Annotated in this window: 16 protein-coding genes; 6 read left to right on the top strand and 10 right to left on the bottom strand. The window is 63.9% G+C overall.

The features are described 5' to 3' along the window. The first annotated feature begins 35 nt into the window (after nt 1-35). Together NKH89_RS05260 and NKH89_RS05265 are read left to right on the top strand one after the other, a co-directional pair. A complete protein-coding gene (locus NKH89_RS05260; RefSeq protein WP_352859203.1) occupies nt 36-380 on the top strand; it encodes a type II toxin-antitoxin system RelE/ParE family toxin in 345 nt (114 codons plus the stop codon). A gap of 71 nt (nt 381-451) precedes the next feature. Continuing rightward, nucleotides 452-751 (top strand): hypothetical protein, encoded by a 300-nt coding sequence (locus NKH89_RS05265; RefSeq protein ID WP_023716881.1) that lies wholly within the window; start codon nt 452-454, stop codon nt 749-751. Nucleotides 752-823: 72 nt separating this feature from the next. Here NKH89_RS05265 and NKH89_RS05270 read toward each other — a convergent pair whose 3' ends face one another. Then, nucleotides 824-1576, bottom strand: coding sequence for a crotonase/enoyl-CoA hydratase family protein (locus NKH89_RS05270; protein WP_352483724.1), 753 nt, complete (start codon nt 1574-1576; stop codon nt 824-826). 36 nt (nt 1577-1612) lie between these two features. Then, nucleotides 1613-3376: an acyl-CoA dehydrogenase family protein gene (locus NKH89_RS05275; protein ID WP_352588988.1), complete on the bottom strand. Its 1764-nt coding sequence runs from the start codon at nt 3374-3376 to the stop codon at nt 1613-1615. Nucleotides 3377-3930: 554 nt separating this feature from the next. Between NKH89_RS05275 and NKH89_RS05285 the strand changes: the two genes are divergently transcribed. Continuing rightward, nucleotides 3931-5091: a glycoside hydrolase family 25 protein gene (locus tag NKH89_RS05285; protein WP_352884896.1), complete on the top strand. Its 1161-nt coding sequence runs from the start codon at nt 3931-3933 to the stop codon at nt 5089-5091. A gap of 21 nt (nt 5092-5112) precedes the next feature. Here the strand turns inward: NKH89_RS05285 and purD are convergent, their stop codons facing one another. Continuing rightward, a complete protein-coding gene (gene purD / locus NKH89_RS05290; RefSeq protein WP_352908465.1) occupies nt 5113-6390 on the bottom strand; it encodes a phosphoribosylamine--glycine ligase in 1278 nt (425 codons plus the stop codon). Between the two features lie 156 nt (nt 6391-6546). On the opposite strand from purD, the gene ubiA reads away from it, so the two are divergent. Continuing rightward, nucleotides 6547-7530 carry a 4-hydroxybenzoate octaprenyltransferase gene (gene ubiA / locus NKH89_RS05295; protein ID WP_023716876.1) on the top strand — a complete coding sequence of 328 codons (984 nt, stop codon included), beginning with the start codon at nt 6547-6549 and terminating at the stop codon, nt 7528-7530. Between the two features lie 172 nt (nt 7531-7702). Here the strand turns inward: ubiA and NKH89_RS05300 are convergent, their stop codons facing one another. From NKH89_RS05300 to NKH89_RS05310, 3 genes are all read right to left on the bottom strand, one after another. Continuing rightward, nucleotides 7703-8269 (bottom strand): DUF6101 family protein, encoded by a 567-nt coding sequence (locus NKH89_RS05300; RefSeq protein WP_352483727.1) that lies wholly within the window; start codon nt 8267-8269, stop codon nt 7703-7705. Between the two features lie 185 nt (nt 8270-8454). Continuing rightward, nucleotides 8455-9885, bottom strand: a complete 1431-nt coding sequence (locus tag NKH89_RS05305; protein ID WP_352483728.1) for an FAD-binding oxidoreductase — start codon at nt 9883-9885, stop codon at nt 8455-8457. Nucleotides 9886-9903: 18 nt separating this feature from the next. After that, nucleotides 9904-10884 carry an L-threonylcarbamoyladenylate synthase gene (locus tag NKH89_RS05310; RefSeq protein ID WP_352483729.1) on the bottom strand — a complete coding sequence of 327 codons (981 nt, stop codon included), beginning with the start codon at nt 10882-10884 and terminating at the stop codon, nt 9904-9906. Between the two features lie 159 nt (nt 10885-11043). On the opposite strand from NKH89_RS05310, the gene NKH89_RS05315 reads away from it, so the two are divergent. Beyond that, entirely contained in the window at nt 11044-11487 is a 444-nt protein-coding gene (locus tag NKH89_RS05315) for a hypothetical protein (protein ID WP_352548670.1), read from the top strand. A 29-nt stretch (nt 11488-11516) separates the two neighbouring features. Here NKH89_RS05315 and glyS read toward each other — a convergent pair whose 3' ends face one another. Beyond that, complete coding sequence (gene glyS, locus NKH89_RS05320) at nt 11517-14099, bottom strand: glycine--tRNA ligase subunit beta (RefSeq protein ID WP_352908467.1); 2583 nt, start codon at nt 14097-14099, stop codon at nt 11517-11519. Between the two features lie 277 nt (nt 14100-14376). Between glyS and NKH89_RS05325 the strand changes: the two genes are divergently transcribed. Beyond that, nucleotides 14377-14550, top strand: coding sequence for a hypothetical protein (locus tag NKH89_RS05325; protein WP_023716871.1), 174 nt, complete (start codon nt 14377-14379; stop codon nt 14548-14550). Here the strand turns inward: NKH89_RS05325 and NKH89_RS05330 are convergent. From NKH89_RS05330 to NKH89_RS05340, 3 genes are all read right to left on the bottom strand, one after another. Then, nucleotides 14547-15491 (bottom strand): glycine--tRNA ligase subunit alpha, encoded by a 945-nt coding sequence (locus NKH89_RS05330; RefSeq protein ID WP_023716870.1) that lies wholly within the window; start codon nt 15489-15491, stop codon nt 14547-14549. The genes NKH89_RS05325 and NKH89_RS05330 overlap by 4 nt on opposite strands. Before the next feature lie 64 nt (nt 15492-15555). Further along, on the bottom strand, nt 15556-17331 hold the full coding sequence (locus NKH89_RS05335; protein WP_352908497.1) for a tetratricopeptide repeat protein: 1776 nt from the start codon (nt 17329-17331) through the stop codon (nt 15556-15558). A gap of 462 nt (nt 17332-17793) precedes the next feature. Continuing rightward, on the bottom strand, nt 17794-18399 hold the full coding sequence (locus tag NKH89_RS05340; RefSeq protein ID WP_023716867.1) for a TetR/AcrR family transcriptional regulator: 606 nt from the start codon (nt 18397-18399) through the stop codon (nt 17794-17796). Nucleotides 18400-18501 lie beyond the last annotated feature (102 nt).

The raw sequence follows: 18501 nt of genomic DNA on the forward strand, positions 1-18501 counted from the left end.
GCTAAACCGAGCGGGCGCTGCGGCGGCTTGATGAAATCGGCGCGCATGGCGAGAAAGACAATCCCGAGGCCGCCGCGAGAGTCATTGCGCGCATCGTAACGGCGGCGGGACATCTCGCCGAACAACCGCGATGGGGCGTGTCGGGCGCATCAAGGGGACACGGGAACTCGTCTTGGTCGAAGCCGTATATCATCCCTCATCGCGTCGACGGCGAGACTGTCGAAATCCTCACCGTCATGCACGCCGCCCAGCGGTGGCTTAGGCCTTGTAAGTCGCTCGGCACCCAGGTCAGGCCATACCGCCTGCGCCGAACCACCCGGAACTCCCGGGCTCCAGAGACCTGGCGCTTCCGATCTCACTTCTCGATCTCGTGTGCGTGAAACGTTCCAGCTTGCGGGGACGAACCAGGGAAGGGCTCAACGCGCCGCTGGCGCAAATTCAGGAGGACGCAATGCATTCACTCAGGTTGGTCACGATAGCCGGTCTTGCCGGCCTTTTCGCTTCGCAAGCCTTTGCGGAGGACGCGATGGGGACAATGACGGTGATGAAGGGTGGCGAGGTCATGGCGATCATGCCCGATGGGCATATGGGCACCATGATGCCCGACGCGAAGATGAGCGCCGAAATGATGAAAATGGCGAAACCGATCAAGCATTGCATGATGTTGATGACCGACGCCAAAGGCAAGACATTCATGATCGACACGTCTTCGGCAAAGGCCCAGGCCGAATGTAAAAAAATGGCGATGTGACAAAGAGAGCATGGCGAGAAAACCCGCCGGTTGCTGCCGGCGGGTCCACGATGCGAGACAAGGCCAGAAGGTCTAGGCCTTTTTCCTGGTCAAGAAGGCGGTCAAGGCGGCGCGGGCTTCATCGGATTTGAGCCGCTCGCGGAAATGCTGGCTTTCCTGGCCGATGCGCTCGACAAGGTCTTCGCGCGAGCCGCGCATCAGGTCTCGCGCGATCCTCAGCGCTTGCGGCGGCTTGGCCGCGATCTGGCCCGCCGCCGCCAATACCGATGCTTCGAGTGCGTCTTCCTCGACCACCTCGTAGATCAGCCCGGCGGCCTTCGCCCGCTCGGCCGAAAAGCCCTCGCCAAGGCCAAGCAGCGCGAAAGCGCCCTGCCGGCCGAGGATCTGCGGTGCGAGCAGGCTCGAACCGGCCTCCGGCACAAGGCCGAGATCGACGAAGGGCGTCCGGAATATTGTGCGCGGCGTGGCGAACGTCAGGTCGCAATGCAGGTTGAGCGTGGTGCCGATGCCGACCGCAATCCCGTCGACGCCGGAAACCATGGGCTTTTCCACTTTGGCCAACGCCATCAGGAAATCCCAGACTTCGGTACCGCCTTCGCCGCCCGAGGCGATGACCATGAAATCGGCAAGGTCGTTGCCGGACGAGAAGGCACCGGGCACGCCGAGAAAGACATGGACGCGGATCGCCGGATCGGCGTCGCCGCCGGTAAGAGCCGCCGACATTGTCGCATACATGGCGCGGGTCAGGGCGTTCTTCTTGTCCGGACGGTTGATGCGGATGATCTGGATGGCGCCCTGGCGTTCGACGAGGATGTGGTCTGTCACGGATTGTCCTTTGTGAATTTCGGGCGTTTGCGAACGTCAGGCTGAAATCAGCGACTTGCCGGCAACGCCAAGGCTGTCGGCGCCGCCGATGACGCGCTCCTTCAGCGCGCCCACCTCGCCCAGCAGGTTCTCGGCGAAGAACCGGCAAAGCGCGATGCGGTTTTGGTCGGCAAGCGCACCGCGCGCCAGATAGGCGCTGCCAGCGGCAAGCGAGATCAGCCTGAGATAAGGTGTGGCGCCGGCCAGCGCCTCGTCCGAACGGCCTTCGGCCTGCAGGTCTTGCAGGAAACGGGTTGCCTGGGAGAGGTCGTCGAGCGCCTGGTCGAGCCGATCGGCGGTGCGGCCGAAGCCTTCAAGGTTCGACGCTCGCACCGCATCGGCGACGGCCTTGAGCTCGGCGATGTAGCCATGCACATGCTGGCCGCCGCCGAGCGGCAGTTTGCGCGTCACCAGATCGATTGCCTGGATGCCATTGGTGCCTTCGTAAATGGGCGCAATGCGTGCGTCGCGATAAAGCGCTGCAGCCCCCGTCTCCTCGATGAACCCCATGCCGCCATGCACCTGAAGCCCAAGCGAGGCGACCTCGACGCCGACATCGGTGGAAAACGCCTTAGCCAGCGGCGTCAAAAGATTGGCGCGTTCCTGCCAGTGCTTTGCATCCTCGCTCGCGGACGCGAGATCGATGGCGTGGGCGCAGGAATAGCAGATGGCGCGGGCAATCTGGGTCAGCGCCTTCATAGTCAGAAGACTGCGCTGGATGTCGGGGTGATGCACGATCGGCGCCATGCCGGCACCGCGATAGCTTGCCGCCTTGCCTTGCCGGCGATCATTGGCGTAGGCCAGCGCCTTCTGCGTCGCCGCCTCGGCGACCGCGACGCCCTGGATGCCGACGGCAAGACGCGCATTGTTCATCATGGTGAACATGCAGGCGAGGCCTTTGTTCTCCTCGCCGACCAGCCAGCCAATCGCGCCGGGCGTGCTGCCTTCGAAGCCATCGCCATAGATCATGGTGCAGGTCGGCGAAGCGTGGATGCCCAATTTGTGCTCCAGCGCGGAGCAGAAGACGTCATTGCGCCCGCCCAGCGCGCCATCGTCGCCAACCAGGAATTTCGGCACCAGGAACAGCGAAAGGCCACGCGTGCCGGCCGGCGCGTCCGGCAGCCGCGCCAGCACCAGATGGATGATGTTGTCGGTGAAATCGTGCTCGCCATAGGTAATGAAGATCTTTTGCCCGAAGATGCGGTAGGTGCCGTCGCCGGCCGGCTCGGCACGGGTTCGCAAGGCATTCAGGTCCGAGCCGGCCTGCGGCTCGGTCAGGTTCATAGTGCCCATCCATTCGCCAGAGACCAGCTTTTCCAGATATTTGGCCTTGAGCGCTTGCGAGCCGTGCTTGTCGAGTGCTTCGACCGCACCCATGGTCAGCGTCGGAGCGATGCCGAACGCCATTGAGGCGGAGTTCCACATTTCGAGCGCGGCGGCGCCGAGCATGGCCGGCAGCGCCTGGCCGCCATACGCTTCCGGCGCGGACAGCGCGTTCCAGCCGCCATCTATCCAGCGGCGATAAAGTTCCTTCCAGCCGGTTGGCGTGGTGACGGCAGCGCCGTTGAGCACCGCGCCTTGCCGGTCGCCGATCTCATAGAGCGGCGCCACCTCCTCACTGGCGAAACGGCCGGCCTCGGCCAGAATGGCGTCGACGAGGTCTTCGCCGAGTTCGCCAAAGGTGCCGGCATCGAGCGCCGCCTTCAAGCCGGCGACATGCTTCAGGGTGAAGGCGATTTCCTCGACCGGTGCCCGATACATGGCGCTCGCTTCTCCTCAGCCTGGCTCTCCTCAGTCCGGCAGGCCAAGTTAAGACCCGTGCCGGCGCAAAATCATCTGCTTTCGGAGTTCCCTGTCCATCTTCTTTTTACGTAAACGTCAAACTTTGTCACGTGGATTTTGCAATTGCCACGACGCAGGCTAAATTCGCCAAGATAGAGCAGAATACCGAAATAGGATTGCCTCGTGCTCGCAGACTTGACGCCCATCGCTGCATCGAATGCGCCTGCTTTGGCGGGCGGCCGGTTTTTGCTATCATGAAGGTAAGGTCGAGAACGGCGCAGCCTATTGGTCGGATCGCGGCACATTGTGCTCACCACCATGCTCGCTGACCCCTCATCGCAAACGCGAGGCCGAGGGAACGCTGTCGCAAGTGCCGGCGCTCAATCCGTTTCATATCCCCTCTCGCCAGTGACAACCATCAAGACCATCGACGGAGAAGCTGTCCGAGCCGTGGCATCCGCGGGCCGCGATCGAAAGCATTTCCTTAACCATGGCGGTTCAGGATCTGGCTTTGGCCAGCAAGGACCTGCTGTTTGAAAACGCCGGCGCACCCCCTTGTCCGCTCAGCGCTTCTCCTTGTCGCGGCCGCGATAACCCTGGCGCTGACGCCGGCAAGGGCCTCGGATTTCTCCGAACCGTGGAAGGATGCGGACCGGGCGCTGGTCGTCGACGCCTACGAATACAATTCCATTGACTGGACCCGGCTAGCTGCCGACAAGCGTCTTGTCGGCTTCATCAACAAGGCATCCGACGGAATGCCGCCACCCTATTTCTGTTTCGGCGACGAGACCGAGATGCGTCTGTGCAAGACGCTTTGGAAGCGCCATGCGATGGCACAGGAACTGTTCCAGACGCGCAAGGTGGTGGCCAAGGCGCTGGGCCTGAAATGGGGTGCCTATCATCTCGCCCGCCCTGGCAACCCCGTGGGACAGGCCGATAATTTCATCAATTTCGTGAAACCCGGGCCGGATGACCTGCTTGCCCTCGACATCGAGGACGATGATCCCACCCAATGGATGTCGCTCGAGGATGCCGAGGAATTCGTGCGCCATGTGCATCGTCGGGTTGGCCGCTTTCCGGTGCTCTACACCAACGGCACGACCGCCAGGCATATCGCCGACAATAAGTATAAATACCCGCTCCTGTCCCGGTTGCCGCTGTGGTACGCGCGTTATAAGCCAGACATCGATGTGCATTTTCCGATGGGCAACTGGCAGGGCTATGCGCTCTGGCAGTTTTCGGCGCGAGCAAATTGCGGCCGGTTCCGCTGTCCCTACAGGGTTGCGGGCACGCCCAACGATATCGATGTCAGCGTCGCGCCGATGAACGCGACGGAATTGCGCGCACAGTGGCCGTTCGGCGGCCTGATCGACGTGCAGCCGGATTATCTCGCCTCGATACCGGTGCCGCTCTCACGCGAGGCGGGGCTCGCCGGCACTGCCATGACCTATGCCACAGTGGCAGCACCCGCGAGCCTCGAGCAACTGGTCGCGGTATTCAGGACGCGCTTGGCCAGGTTCAGCAGCGGCTTTCAAATGCCTGCGGCGAAGGCGGCGCCGAGCCTTCCGCGCGGGATTGCCGAATATGTTGCCTGGACGCGAAACGAAGAGCGCCTGGCATCGGTGTCTGGAATTGCCCCCACCGCCGATGCGGTCAGCAGCGTCTCGACCGTATTCGGCCGCGGCCTGCGCTGAGGCTGAGGGCCGCCTGAAGCGTCAGTTCGCCTGCTCGCGCGCCACCGCCAGCCAGCCAATGTCGCGGCGGCGAAAGCCTTGCGGCCAGTCGATCCGGTCGAGCGCGGCGTAAGCCTTCTTCTGCGCCTCGCCGACGGTGCGGCCGGTCGCCGTGACGTTGAGCACGCGACCGCCATTGGCGACGAGTGCGCCGCCGTTGATTGCGGTGCCGGCGTGAAAAATCTCGACGCCCTCACCTGCCGCCGCCTCGACGCCGCGAATGACCGAGCCCTTTTCCGGCGTGCCGGGATAACCCCTGGCTGCCATCACCACGGTGAGCGCCGCCTCGTCGCGCCAGCGCACCGAGGTGTGCGCCAGCTGGCCGTCGGCGGCGGCGTTGAGTAGGACCAGGAGATCGTCCTTCAGCCGCATCATCAGCACCTGGCATTCCGGGTCGCCGAAACGGTTGTTGTATTCGATCAGCTTCGGCCCGCTGTCTGATATCATCAGCCCGGCGAACAGCACGCCGGAAAACGGCGCGCCTGTTTCAGCCATGCCGCGCATGGTCGGCTCGACGATCTCGCGCATGGTTCGGTCGATCATCTCCGGCGTCATCACCGGCGCCGGCGAATAGGCGCCCATGCCGCCGGTGTTGGGGCCGGTGTCGCCGTCACTGAGGCGCTTATGATCCTGCGCGGTGCCGAAGGGCAGCGCGGTGATGCCGTCGCAAAGGCAGAAGAAGCTTGCCTCTTCGCCGCTGAGAAACTCCTCGACCACCACTTCGGCGCCGGCCTGGCCGAAGGAGCCGTCGAAACAGGCGTCGAGCGCGGCCAGCGCCTCGTCAAGCGTCATGGCGACGGTGACGCCCTTGCCGGCAGCGAGGCCGTCGGCCTTGATGACGATCGGCGCACCCATTCTCTCGACATAGGCCTTGGCCGAAGCCAGATCGCCGAAGCGGCCATAGGCGGCGGTCGGGATGCCGTATTTGGCGCAGAGGTCCTTGGTGAACCCCTTCGAGCCTTCCAGCCGTGCCGCTGCCTTTGACGGGCCGAAGACGCGGATGCCCTCGGCGCGAAGGTCGTCGGCAATGCCGGCGACCAGCGGCCCTTCCGGGCCGACCACGACGAGGTCTATTTCTTTCTCGCGGCAAAACCGGACCACCGCTGCATGATCCGAAACATCGAGCCTCACCAGTTCGGCTTCGCCGCCGATGCCCGGATTGCCGGGCGCCGCGTAGAGTTTGGTCAGCAGCGGCGACGCCGCCATCTTCCAGGCCAACGCATGTTCTCGTCCGCCGGAGCCGATCAGCAAAACACGCATGCCTGGATTCCTTGCCCGTTCCGATCAGGACTGCGCTATTGCGCCCCGGGCGGCGGGTCAAGACATTTGGCTGTCCGCGGCGGCGATTCCGCGCCGCGAGCGGATCCGGCCTGCTTGACGCTTGACGGCATTCGCCTCTGCTGCCACTCCAGCAAAATGGAAACCGTCCAGTCGAAAGCGGCCCAGGGCCGCGTCGCCGATGCGCCGAGCGGCCACTGGGTCTATCGCGCGCTGCCGCGGGGGTTGTGGCCCTATGCGCAGCTTGCCCGATGGGACCGGCCGATCGGCTGGCAATTGCTGCTGTGGCCATGCTGGTGGTCGGCTGCACTTGCCGCGAGCGCCTATCCGCGTCCGACGGACCCGCTGCTCTCGCTGCTGCCGTCGCCGTGGTATCTGCTGCTGTTTTTTCTTGGCGCGTTCGCCATGCGTGGCGCCGGCTGCACCTACAACGACCTAGTCGACGAGGACATCGACAACCAGGTGGAACGCACACGCTCGCGACCGCTGCCGGCCGGCAAGGTTACGCGCCGGCAGGCCTGGATGTTTGTTGTCTTGCAGGCACTGGTCGGCCTCGCCGTGCTTTTGCAGTTCAACAGCTTGGCCATCTTGCTCGGCATCGGCTCGCTGGTCATCGTCGCCATCTACCCGTTCATGAAGCGGTACACCAATTGGCCGCAACTGGTTCTCGGTCTTGCCTTTTCCTGGGGGGCGCTGATGGGATGGGCGGTCGAGTTCGGCGATCTCGATGGGCCGGCAATCATGCTCTATATCGGCTCGATCCTGTGGGTGATCGGCTATGACACGATCTATGCGCATCAGGACAAGGAGGACGACGCCATCGTCGGCGTGCGCTCGACGGCGCGCCTGTTCGGCGACAACACCAAGGGCTGGCTTGCCGGACTTTATGGCGGAGCGCTGGTCTGCTTCGCCATTGCTTTCGCCTCGGCGCAGGCACCGGTGCCGGCGCTCGCCGGGCTGATTGCCGCCGGCGCCCATCTGGCGCGGCAGATCGGCGTGCTCGACATCGACGATCCGGACCAGTGCCTGAGGCTGTTCAGATCGAACAACCAGGTCGGCTGGCTGATCTTCCTCGGCCTGATCGGCGGCGCGGTTTGGGTGGCGCTGAAGCCGCTGGTTTAGGAGCCTTTTCCCTTCTCCCCCTGTGGGAGAAGGTGGATTGGCGCGTAGCGCCAAGACGGTTGAGGGGTGTTGGAAGAAATGAGGCGTTGGCGGTCCCTGGAACACCCCTCATCCGACCGAGCTCCGCTCGGCCACCTTCTCCCACAGGGGGAGAAGGAAGAGGCGCTCAGGCCTATTCCCGCGAAATAAGCTCCTCGCCGCCGATGACCAGCCTGAGGCCGAGGTCGCCGGCGCGGCGGCGGGCGAGGAAGCGCGGGCGGCGCATGGTCGAGACGCGACCCTTGCGGCGGTCCTGCGCCGGCAGCGCCTTGATGGCGGCGCCGAGCGATTCTTCCAGCGTCCGAGCAATGCCGTCGGCCTCGATCAGCAGCATCGGCAGACGGTAGGCGTCGGCCCAGGCGCGCCAGTCGGCGGCGACGTCGTCTAGATCGTCGGCGACCAGCAGCGGCACCGACAGCATCGGGTCGTTGTGCAGAAGCTCAAGCGTCACTGTGACATTGCCATCCGGATCCTCCATCGCGCGCGCGGCGACGCCGCGAAACGCGTTGGCGGGCAGAGCGATGATCGCCGGCACGCCGCTGATCTCCAGCGTGCGGCGGATAACCGCGCCGCGCTGATCGATGGTGAAGGTAACGTCGCCATAGTCGTCGCGCGTGGCGTAGCTCACCACCTGCGGCAGGCGGAATGGGTCGAGGCGCATATTGCGCCCGGCCCAGACTGGCTTCAGTCCAGTGTTCATATCGTGCCTTTCCTGTTTCTCCTGAGAGCCGGTGTTTCCGGATCTCCGGGCCGGTTTTCCCAGCCTCGTTGTGGAGAAACATTAGCGCGAGCTTCTTATCCTCGCGCTTAAGAAAGTCGGTTAAATTTTGCTGATCCGAGGCGGATGGTTATCGGAATACGAACCGGCGCGGGCCGGCGAAAGGATCAGATAACCTTACCGGGATTCATGATGCCGGCGGGATCGAAAGCGGCCTTCACCCTGCGCATCAGCTCGATCGCCATCGGCGGCGCCGTCGCGATCAATTCGTCCCGCTTCAACTGGCCGATGCCGTGCTCGGCCGAGATCGAGCCATGAAACGAGCGCACGACGTCGTGCACGGCCTTGTTCATGACGTGGTAAAGGCCGAGAAACGCCTCGTCGTCACCGTCGACCGGCCGGGAAATGTTGTAGTGCAGATTGCCGTCGCCCATGTGGCCGAAGCAGACGACGCGTGCGCCGGGACTGACCGATTGCACGGCGCCGGCGGCCTTTTCGATGAAGGGCGGGATCGACGCCACCGGCACCGAGATGTCGTGCTTGATCGAGGCACCTTCGGGTCTCTGCGCCTCGGGCAGCACTTCGCGGAAATTCCAGAACGCATCGCCCTGGGTGATGCTTGACGCGATCACCGCATCGCCGACGATCCCTTGCTCGAGGCCTGCCTCCAGCACCTCTTCGATCAGCGCCCGTGCATCCTCGGCCGAGCGGCCCGACGAGATCTGCATCAGCACATACCACGGCCAATCGCCGGCCAGCGGCCGCACTACGCCTTGTGCGTGGGCAAGCGTGAAGTCGTAAGGCCTCTGGCCGATCAGCTCGAAGGCGGTGAGCGCTGCCCCTGCACGGTCCATCGCGAGGCTGAACAGCGACAGTGCCGCCTCCGGCGATGACAGGCCGGCAAACGCCACCTCGCGCCCCTTGGGCTTGGGGAAAAGCTTGAGCACGGCGGCGGTGATGATGCCGAGCGTACCCTCGGCGCCGACGAACAGGTCCTTCAGATCATAACCGGTATTGTCCTTCTTCAGCTTGCGCAGATCGTCGAACACTTCGCCGGTCGGCAGCACCACTTCGACGCCGAGGCAGAGTTCGCGCGCATTGCCGTAGGCAAGCACGCCGGTGCCACCGGCGTTGGAAGAGAGATTGCCGCCGATCTGGCAGGAGCCTTGCGCGGCAAGCGACAGCGGAAACAGCCGGTCGGCGGCATCGGCCGCTTCCTGCAGCGTCTGCAGGATGACGCCGGTTTCGACCGTCACCGTGTTGGACAGGGTATCGATCTCACGGATGCGGTTTAGCCGCGACAGCGACAGCACGATCTCGCGGCCGGACGCGTCCGGCACCTGGGCGCCGACCAGCCCGGTGTTGCCGCTTTGCGGTACAATCGGCGTGCCCGTTTCGCTCGCCAGCCGCATGATGCGGCTGACCTCCTCGACGGTCCCCGGCCTCAGCACCAGCGCCGTCCTGCCGTGCCAAAGTCCGCGCCGCTCGGCGAGGTAAGGCGTGATGTCCTGCTGGTCGCGCAGCGCATATTTGTCGCCGACGATTGTCACAAAGCGCGCGATGACGGCAGGATCGAGGTCGGGGGAAATGTCGTTCATGGGTGGAAACTATGGTGCTCAATCCATCTTGTCACGAGGGGCGATCTTGTCACGCGGGGCGGCGGCGCGCGAAAGCCTGTCGTTGATCGCCTCGCCCAGCCCTTCGAACGGGATCGGCTCGACGGCGATGGTTTTGGCGCCGCTGCCATCGAGATCCTGCAGATGAGCGAAGAGATTGCTTGCTGCCTCGCGCAGGTCGCCGGTCTCCGACAAATTGCGCAGTGCGGCTGCATCGCGCCAGCCCTCGGCACGGCGGCGGCCGAAGGCCAGCAAGGCTTCGCCTGTGGCGACCTTGCCGGCATTGAGCCGCACCGCCGCACCCGGAGCGTAATGCGAGGCGAGCATGCCGGGCGCCTCGATGCCCGAAGCGCCGCGCAGCAACTTTGTCCCGGCCACTGCTTCGATCTCTTCGGCGGCAATGCCGCCCGGTCGCAGCAGCCGCAGCTTTCCGGCTTCGACCTTGAGGATCGTCGATTCCAGCCCGACCCGCGTCGCGCCGCCATCGACGATGAGCTTGATCCGGGGACCGAGGTCGGCGGCCACGGCCTCGGCCGTGGTGGCGCTGATCCTGCCCGAGGAATTGGCGCTGGGCGCCGCAAGCGCGCGGCCGAACCTGGCGATCAGCTCGCCGCCAAAGCCTTTCGGCATGCGCAGCGCGATGGTGTCCAGACCGGCGGTGACCAGCGGATGAATGCCGTTGCCGGGCCGCTGCGGGAGAACCAGCGTCAGCGGTCCCGGCCAGAATGCCTGCGCCAATCTTTCCGACAGCGGATCGAACAGCGCGATGCGCTCGGCCATCGTCGGATCGGCTATATGGGCGATCAGCGGGTTGAAGCGCGGGCGACCCTTGGCTTCGAAGATACGAGCCACGGCAACGCCATTGGTCGCGTCGCCGGCCAGCCCATAGACGGTCTCGGTCGGTATGGCGACGACGTCGCCGCTTTCGAGCAGCGCCAACGCCCTTTCCATCGCCTCGCCGACGGTACGAATTTCAGCCACTGTCGTCACCTCACGGATGCGGGTGCCTAATACGGCGACGCCGGGCGAGCAAGCCCAGGCGTTGGCGAATCGCAAATCGCTAAAATGCTATGTTTCCCCGCAAGCCGGCATCAACTGCCCTCGGCTAGGGTGCCGTCTTCTTGGGCAAGGGGAACTATCATGCTTTCGATGCGTATCCTTGGTGCGCTTGGTCTGGCGGTTATGGCCGGCACGGCACAGGCCTCGTCGCTGGTTTTTCTCGGGCAGACGACGGCGACGCCTTCGGTGGTCGGTACGGTGGCCAGTCCCGGCTCGGTCGAGCGGACGAAAACACCGTCGATCGTCGCGCTTGGCGAGAAGCTGGCCAACGTCAATGGAAACGTCACCGATGAAAAGGTCGCGGCAATCCCGAGCCAGCCGAGCCATGGCTTCACCGGAAGCCCGATGATCATTCGCGGCGGTATCGTCGGCGATGCCTTTGCAACGCCCGCGCCCAGAGCCGCGCCGGCCACCGCCGCCGCGCCCGCCGCGAACAGCAAGGCCGATCCAAAGGTCGCCAGCAAAACCCCTGAGCCGGCAGCGCCGCAGCCTGCGCCGCTAGCAGCTCCCGACCAGCCCAAATAGCGCCACAAGCGATGATTTTTTCCCAGACGTCAGCCGGCTATCTTGGAGAAATCCGCGACCCGGTCGGTCGCCGCGCGGATGCGGGCGAGCAATGCCAGGCGATTGGCGCGCACCGCCTGGTCCTCGTCGTTTACCAGGACTTTCTCAAAGAATGAATCAACCGGCTCGCGCAACACGCTAAGCGCCAGCATGGCGGCGGAAAAGTCTTCGTTTTGAATTCCTTCGCCGGCTTGCCTCTCGGCCTGATTCACCGCCGCGAACAGGGTTTTTTCGGCGCCCTCCCGGAACAGAGCCGGCTCAACGCTGCTTGCGATCGCTGTCGCCTTCTTCTCTTCGGCAGCCACGATGTTGGCCGCGCGCTTGGTGCCGGCAAGCAGGTTCTTGCCGTCCTCGGTGTCGAGGAACGAGCCAAGGGCTTCGACCCGGCGGACGATTTGCAGAAGGTCGTCGTTTTGCGAAGCCCCCTCATCCGGCCGCTTCGCGGCCACCTTCTCCCCGAGGGGAGAAGAGGTCGCCAACGCCGGTGCCAGCCTCTTCTCCCCAGCGGGGAGAAGGTGGCCCGAAGGGCCGGATGAGGGGGCAGCGCCACTCGCCAGCACCGCGTCGATCAGGTCGTGCCGCGCACCCTGGTCGCGGAGATAGACTTTGAGGCGATCGTGGAAGAAGGAGAGGAGGTTGTTGATCTCTCGCTGCTGCCTTTCTCCGGAACGTTCAAAGGTGTTGTTTGAGATTGCGGAATCGCGTTCGATGACGAGATCGGTAAGCGAATCTCCTCCGAGTTGCTGCTCTAGCTCCGCAGCAATTTCGAACTGTCGGTCGAGTTTGGGATCGCGTATGTGACCTGCAATATCTTCGGACGCGATATTGGCCACAGATTTCAGGGACAACCTAATCCCGTTCTCAATCAGTATCCTCGTTACCCCCAGCGCCGCTCTCCGCAGCGCATAGGGGTCCTTCGATCCGGTCGGTTTTTCGTCGATCGCCCAGAACCCGACCAGCGTATCGAGCTTGTCGGCGAGCGCCACGGCGATCGATACCGGATCAGTCGGCACGCGATCTGACGGCCCCTGCGGCTTGTAGTGCTCCTCGATCGCAGCGGCGACCGACGGATGCTCGCGTTGCAGCAGGGCGTATTTGCGACCCATGGCGCCCTGCAGTTCCGGGAATTCGCCAACCACCTCGGTGGTGAGATCGGCCTTGGCGAGGACGGCAGCGCGACGCGCCAGCGCGGTAATCTCCCCCCTTGAGGGGGAGATGTCGCCGAAGGCGACAGAGGGGATCGGTGCGTCCTGACGCGACTCTCTCTTGTGGACCGAGGATGCCGGCGCTTCACGCGAAGCGACCCCCTCTGGCCTGCCGGCCATCTCCCCCTCAAGGGGGGAGATTGCGCGCACCACGATTGGTGCCAGTTCTTCGGCCAAGCGCGCAATCCGCTCCACCCGCTCGCCCTGCGTGCCGAGCTTGGCATGAAACGTCACATTGAGATGGTCGAGGCGGGCCATGCGCTGGTCGAGCGGCTTGTTGAGGTCAAGCCCGAACTTTTCCGCCGATGCCTGCAACTGGTCGAGATCCGGCAGGTCGCCCTGGTCGGTCTTCCAGAAATAGAGCGCGTCGGACAGGCGGGCGCGCACGACCTTGCCGTTGCCATGGGCGATCTCCTTGCCGCCATCCTTGGCCTCGACATTGGCGGTCAGGATGAAGCGGTTGGAGAGCTCTTCGCCCGCGCCATGCGGCCGCGTCACAAAACACTTCTGGTTGGCGCGGATGGTGAGCCGGATCACCTCGGCCGGAATGGCCAGAAAATCCTGCTCGAATTCGCCCATCAGCACGACGGGCCATTCGACCAGGCCCGACACTTCCTCCAGCAGCCCCTCGTCCTCGACGAGGTCGAGCCCGCTGGCGAAGGCGAGGTTCCTGGCATCGGCAAGAATGATCTCCTTGCGTCGGTCGGCATCGAGCACGACCTTGGCCGCTTCAAGCTTGGCGACGTAATCGTCAAAGCGGCGCACCGTGATGGCGCCCGGCGCATGAAAACGGTGGCCGTAGGTGACGTTGCCTGAGCGGATACCGTCGATCTCGAAATCGACCACCACCGGCTCCTCGGTTTCCGGGCCGAAGGTGCACAGGATCGATTGCAGCGGCCGCACCCAGCGCAGCGACCCGGGCTTGGCCGACGCCGGCCCCCAGCGCATCGATTTCGGCCAGGGGAAGTTGCGGATGATGCCCGGCACCAGCTCGGCGATGATCTGCTCCGCCGACCTGCCCGGCCTGGAAATATGGGCGACATAGAAGTCGCCCTTCTTCGGATCGGAATGGACATGCGCCTCGGCAATCGAGGCAAGGCCGGCCTTGCGCAGAAAACCTTGCACCGCCTGCTCGGGCGCCTTGGTCGAGGGGCCCTTGATCTCCTCGCTGATGTCCTTCGAGCGGGCGGTCAGGCCGCGGATGTCGAGCGCCAACCGACGCGGCGTCCAATATTCGCGCGCCGCCTCATAGGTCAGCCCGGCTTCGACCAGACCGTCGGTCAAAAGCTTCCTGAGATCGCCGGCCGCCTTGCGCTGCATGCGAGCGGGGATTTCTTCGGAACGAAGTTCTAGAAGCAGGTCAGGCATTGAAAGAGCTCACGCGACAAAAAACAGCCGCCGCTTCGCGGCGTCCTCCCCCATCGAGGCGGAGGTAAGCGGGGCATAGCAACTCGGTCGGCTGCTGTCACCCTTCCCAGCAAGATCGGGCCAGCACGATCAAGGCGTCCAGCGGCGATTTCCGAAAAAATTCAGCCTCCTGTCGGACACGCGCCGGTCCGCCCGTCCTTGGATCAAAGATTTCCATGAACCGAACGCAGCGCTGAAGCGACCAACGCTCAGGCAGAGAGCTATTGGCTGAACGACCATGAAAACGGCATCGACATTCCTGCAGATCCTCGCGCTCAGCGCCTGTTTTACAGCGCAGGTGCACGGTGCCTTCTCGATGCCCGGCGTCCGGCAGGCGCTGCGGACAATAGCCGGAGCAAGCGGCCAAGGCACGTTGCCAATCAGCGCCCCTGTCGAAATCGCCTGGAGCTAAGCCGCCATTCCACCCGCCTGCGTCAGCAGAAACGCCTCGCCGCAGGCTTTGGCCAGATTGCGCACCCGCAAGATGTAGCTCTGGCGCTCGGTGACGGAAATGACGCCGCGTGCGTCGAGCAGGTTGAAGACATGGCTGGCCTTGATGCACTGGTCGTAGGCGGGGAATACCATCCTGTGCATCGCCAGATTGTCGTTCGACGCCGGCGCGCCGGCTTGTAGCAGCGCCTTGCACTCGGCCTCGGCGTCTTCGAAATGCCTGAGCAGCATCACCGTGTTGGCGAATTCGAAATTGTGGCGCGAATATTCCTGCTCGGCCTGCAGGAAGACGTCGCCATAGGTCACCTTGTCGGCGCCTTCGCGGCCGTTGAAGTTGAGGTCGTAGACATTGTCGACGCCCTGCACATACATGGCCAGCCGTTCCAGCCCGTAAGTGAGCTCACCCGCCACCGGCGCGCATTCGATGCCGCAGACCTGCTGGAAATAGGTGAACTGCGACACCTCCATGCCGTCGCACCAGCACTCCCAGCCCAGTCCCCAGGCGCCCAGTGTCGGGCTTTCCCAGTCGTCCTCGACGAAGCGGATGTCGTGCAGCAGCGGATCGATGCCGATCGCGGCCAGCGAGCCGAGGTAAAGCTCCTGCAAATTGGGCGGATTGGGCTTCAGGATCACCTGGTATTGGTAATAATGCTGCAGCCGGTTCGGATTTTCGCCATAGCGGCCGTCCTTGGGGCGGCGCGAGGGCTGGACATAGGCCGCGTTCCAGCGTTTTGGGCCGAGCGCGCGCAATGTCGTTGCCGGATGAAAGGTACCGGCGCCGACTTCCATGTCGTAAGGCTGGAGGACGACGCAGCCATAGTCCGCCCAATAATTATGCAAGGTCAGGATCAGCCCCTGGAACGAGCGGCTGGGATGCGTGTGGGCAGGGATGTCAACGGTCACGGCGGCCTCCGGCGGGATGCGGCACCTCGTAGAGTGCCGCTCCGCGACCGTCAAGGCGATGGGGTCACCCCTTCGGAGCGGGCGCCGGCTCGGGCTTTACGTTCGGGGTTTCCTGCGCCGTGTTGGATTCGATCGGCGGCAGGCCCTTCATCAGCTTTTGCTGCAAGGCGGCAAGCACGTCCGGGTCCGGCTTCAGGTCGCGGGCCTGGTTCCACTGGAAGGTGGCTTCCAGCTTGCGGCCAACGCGCCAGTAGGCGTCGCCGAGGTGATCGTTGAGCACCGGATCCTCCGGCTTCAACGAAACGGCGCGTTCCATTTCGCGCACAGCGTCGTCGAACTGGCCAAGGCGATAATAGGCCCAGCCCAGCGAATCGACGATGTAGCCGTCGCTCGGCCTCAGGTCGACGGCCTTCTGGATCATCGCGAGGCCTTCCTTGAGGTTCATGTCCTTGTCGACCCAGGAATAGCCGAGATAGTTCAAAACCTGCGGCTGGTCGGGGTAGAGCTCCAGCGCCTTGCGGAAATTCGGCTCGGCCTTCGGCCATTCCTTCAGCCGCTCATAGGCGATGCCGCGCTGGTAGAAGATGTTCCAGTTGACGGCGGTCGGCGTCTTCAGCACCTCGACCGCCTTGTCATAAAGATTGGCGGCGGAGCGGAAATCCTCCTTCGAGGAATAGACCCCGCCGAGCGCCAGATAGGCGCGCATGTCGTCGGGATGCGCATCGACGATGGCCTTGAGGTGGGTGATCGCCTCGTCGTTGCGGTCGAGATCGGCAAGGTTGAGGCCGAGCTGCAGGTCCGAAAGCTCCTTCAGCGGCGAACCGGCGGGAATGCGGCGATAGAGCGCGATGGCGCCCTCGCCGTCCTTCAACTGCTCGGCAACGGCGGCAAGCTGAACGAGCGCCGCGTCATTGTCGGGCCGCAGCGCCAGCGCATATTGCAGATAAAGCCGCACGAACGGCTCGCCGCCGCCGCGGTTGAGCGCGGTGGCGAGATCGAGCAGGATTTCCGAGGCGCCGTCCGACGGGCCGGCAGCGAAGGGTTGGATCCTTTCGCCCTTGTTGATCTTGTCGCGAAGGGCTGCAATCTCGACCTTGCCGGGCGCAAATGTCTCGGCCTGGTCGAGCACCGACAGCGCCTTGGCCTTGTCGCCCTTACGGGCGAGGAAAGAGGCGTAGGCCTGCGCGTTGCGCATCCATGTTTCGGGGGCGGCACCGCCGGCGGCCGTGTCCTGCAGGGTGGCGGTGTAGAGCGCATCCGCCCTGTCGAGCAGGCCGGAGGCGTCGGCAATCAAGGCACGGTGGAAGGACTTGAACAGGCCGAACCAGTCGGGGCCCTGCAGCTTGTCGATGGAAGCCATGGCCTCGCCGGCGTCACCCGCACCCTGCTTGGCCCAGCCGGTCATGACGCCGGAAATCAGCCGGTCGAGATCGGATTCGAGCGACAGCTTGAGCCAGTATTCGGCCTTGGAGAAATCCTTCTTGTGGAAGGAATCGATGGCCAGCGCCAGGCGCGAGAAGCGCTCGACATCGGGAACCGCCTTGAGCTTGTCGGCGTAGACCAGGGACTCATCGAAGCGCCCCTGTGCGATCAGCGACAGCATCAGGCTCTGCTGCAGTCCCGTATCGTTCGGATCGAAGGCAAGCGCCTGCTTGTAGTAGGAGACGGCGCTGTCGAGGTCGTTGTCGCCTTCAGCAATCCGGGCGGCGAGATAGGCCCCCGAGAAGGATGTGATCCTGACCGGCTCTGCGGTCTGTTTGGCATGGACCGGCAGAGCCGAGATCGCCATGCCCGTCGCGATTGCCAGCCCCGTCAGCCAGCGCGCATATCCTTGCCGCATCATATCCCTTTCAGCCAAACGCCATCTCCGCGTCAGCGGGATCGCCGTAGACTCGATCTTTACAGGTAAAGCATGGCCTTTTTGGGGTCGTGCTTCAACCCGGCCCGAATTCACAATCGGGTCAAGCAATTAATAAACCATGCCGAAAGGGCCTGAACTGCGACCCTTGACCGCGTGGCGTCCGCTTTGGCGCTGCCTGCGGGCGCTATTTCCCGATGCCGTAAGCGATCCATAAGCGCCAGCGGTTGAAAGCTTCCGCCATGCAACTTAGCGTGGCAGGATGAGATTTCAATTCTGCTTCGCCAGCCATGGGGGCGCCGATGCTGGAAGTGCCGCGCGATGAAGAAGCCTTCGCCATCGTCGATCGTATCTACGAAGCAGCGTTCGCCGCCGCCGACGCCGGAGGTCAATCCCAGAAGGGCCGCCGAACAAGCCGGTAAGTGAGGCGTCACGGCCCGGAACTCAGGACGTTTGCGAAAGCCTTGCGTCGAGCGCCTGCATGGCGACGGTGACAAGATCGTGCAGCCGTTTTTTCGGAATGCCGTCGCGTGCCTGCACCGAAAGGCCGTGCATCAGCGTGGCATAATAATCGCCCAACGCCGCGGCGTCGGTGGCCGGCTTCAATTCGCCATCGCGCACGGCCTTTTTCAATCGCTCGACGATCGATGCGGTACGTGCCAGCCGGTGCTCCGCCAGCCATTGCAGCACGGCGTCATTTTCGACGGCGCAATTGGTCGCGGCCGTCACCACCATGCAGCCCTGCGGCCGCCCCGGCCGCGTATAGATTTCGACGGCGTCGCGAAGCATGCGCTCGATGACGCGCCGGACGTTTGGTTCTTCCTGCAGCGCGCGCGTGGCGAAGCCGCCCTCATTGGCTTCGTAAAGCGCCACCGCTTCGCGAAACAGGTCCTCCTTCGAGCCGAAGGCGGCATAGATGCGCGCCGATGCGAGGCCAAGCGCCGATACGAGATCGGCCATCGAGGTGCCCTCGTAGCCGCGTCTCCAAAAGGCGTCGCGGGCTTTCTCAAGCGCCTGGTCGCGGTCGAATTCCCTTGGCCTGCCTGCCATGGCGGTCTCCAATTTTTGTCGATCAACAAATAATCCGCTTGACTTCGGATTGCAAATCTCAATTCTTTGTCGATCATTAAATAATTGTCGACAAGGAGACCG

It is taken from the genome of Mesorhizobium sp. M0923 (genome assembly GCF_040319365.1).
GTDB lineage: Bacteria > Pseudomonadota > Alphaproteobacteria > Rhizobiales > Rhizobiaceae > Mesorhizobium.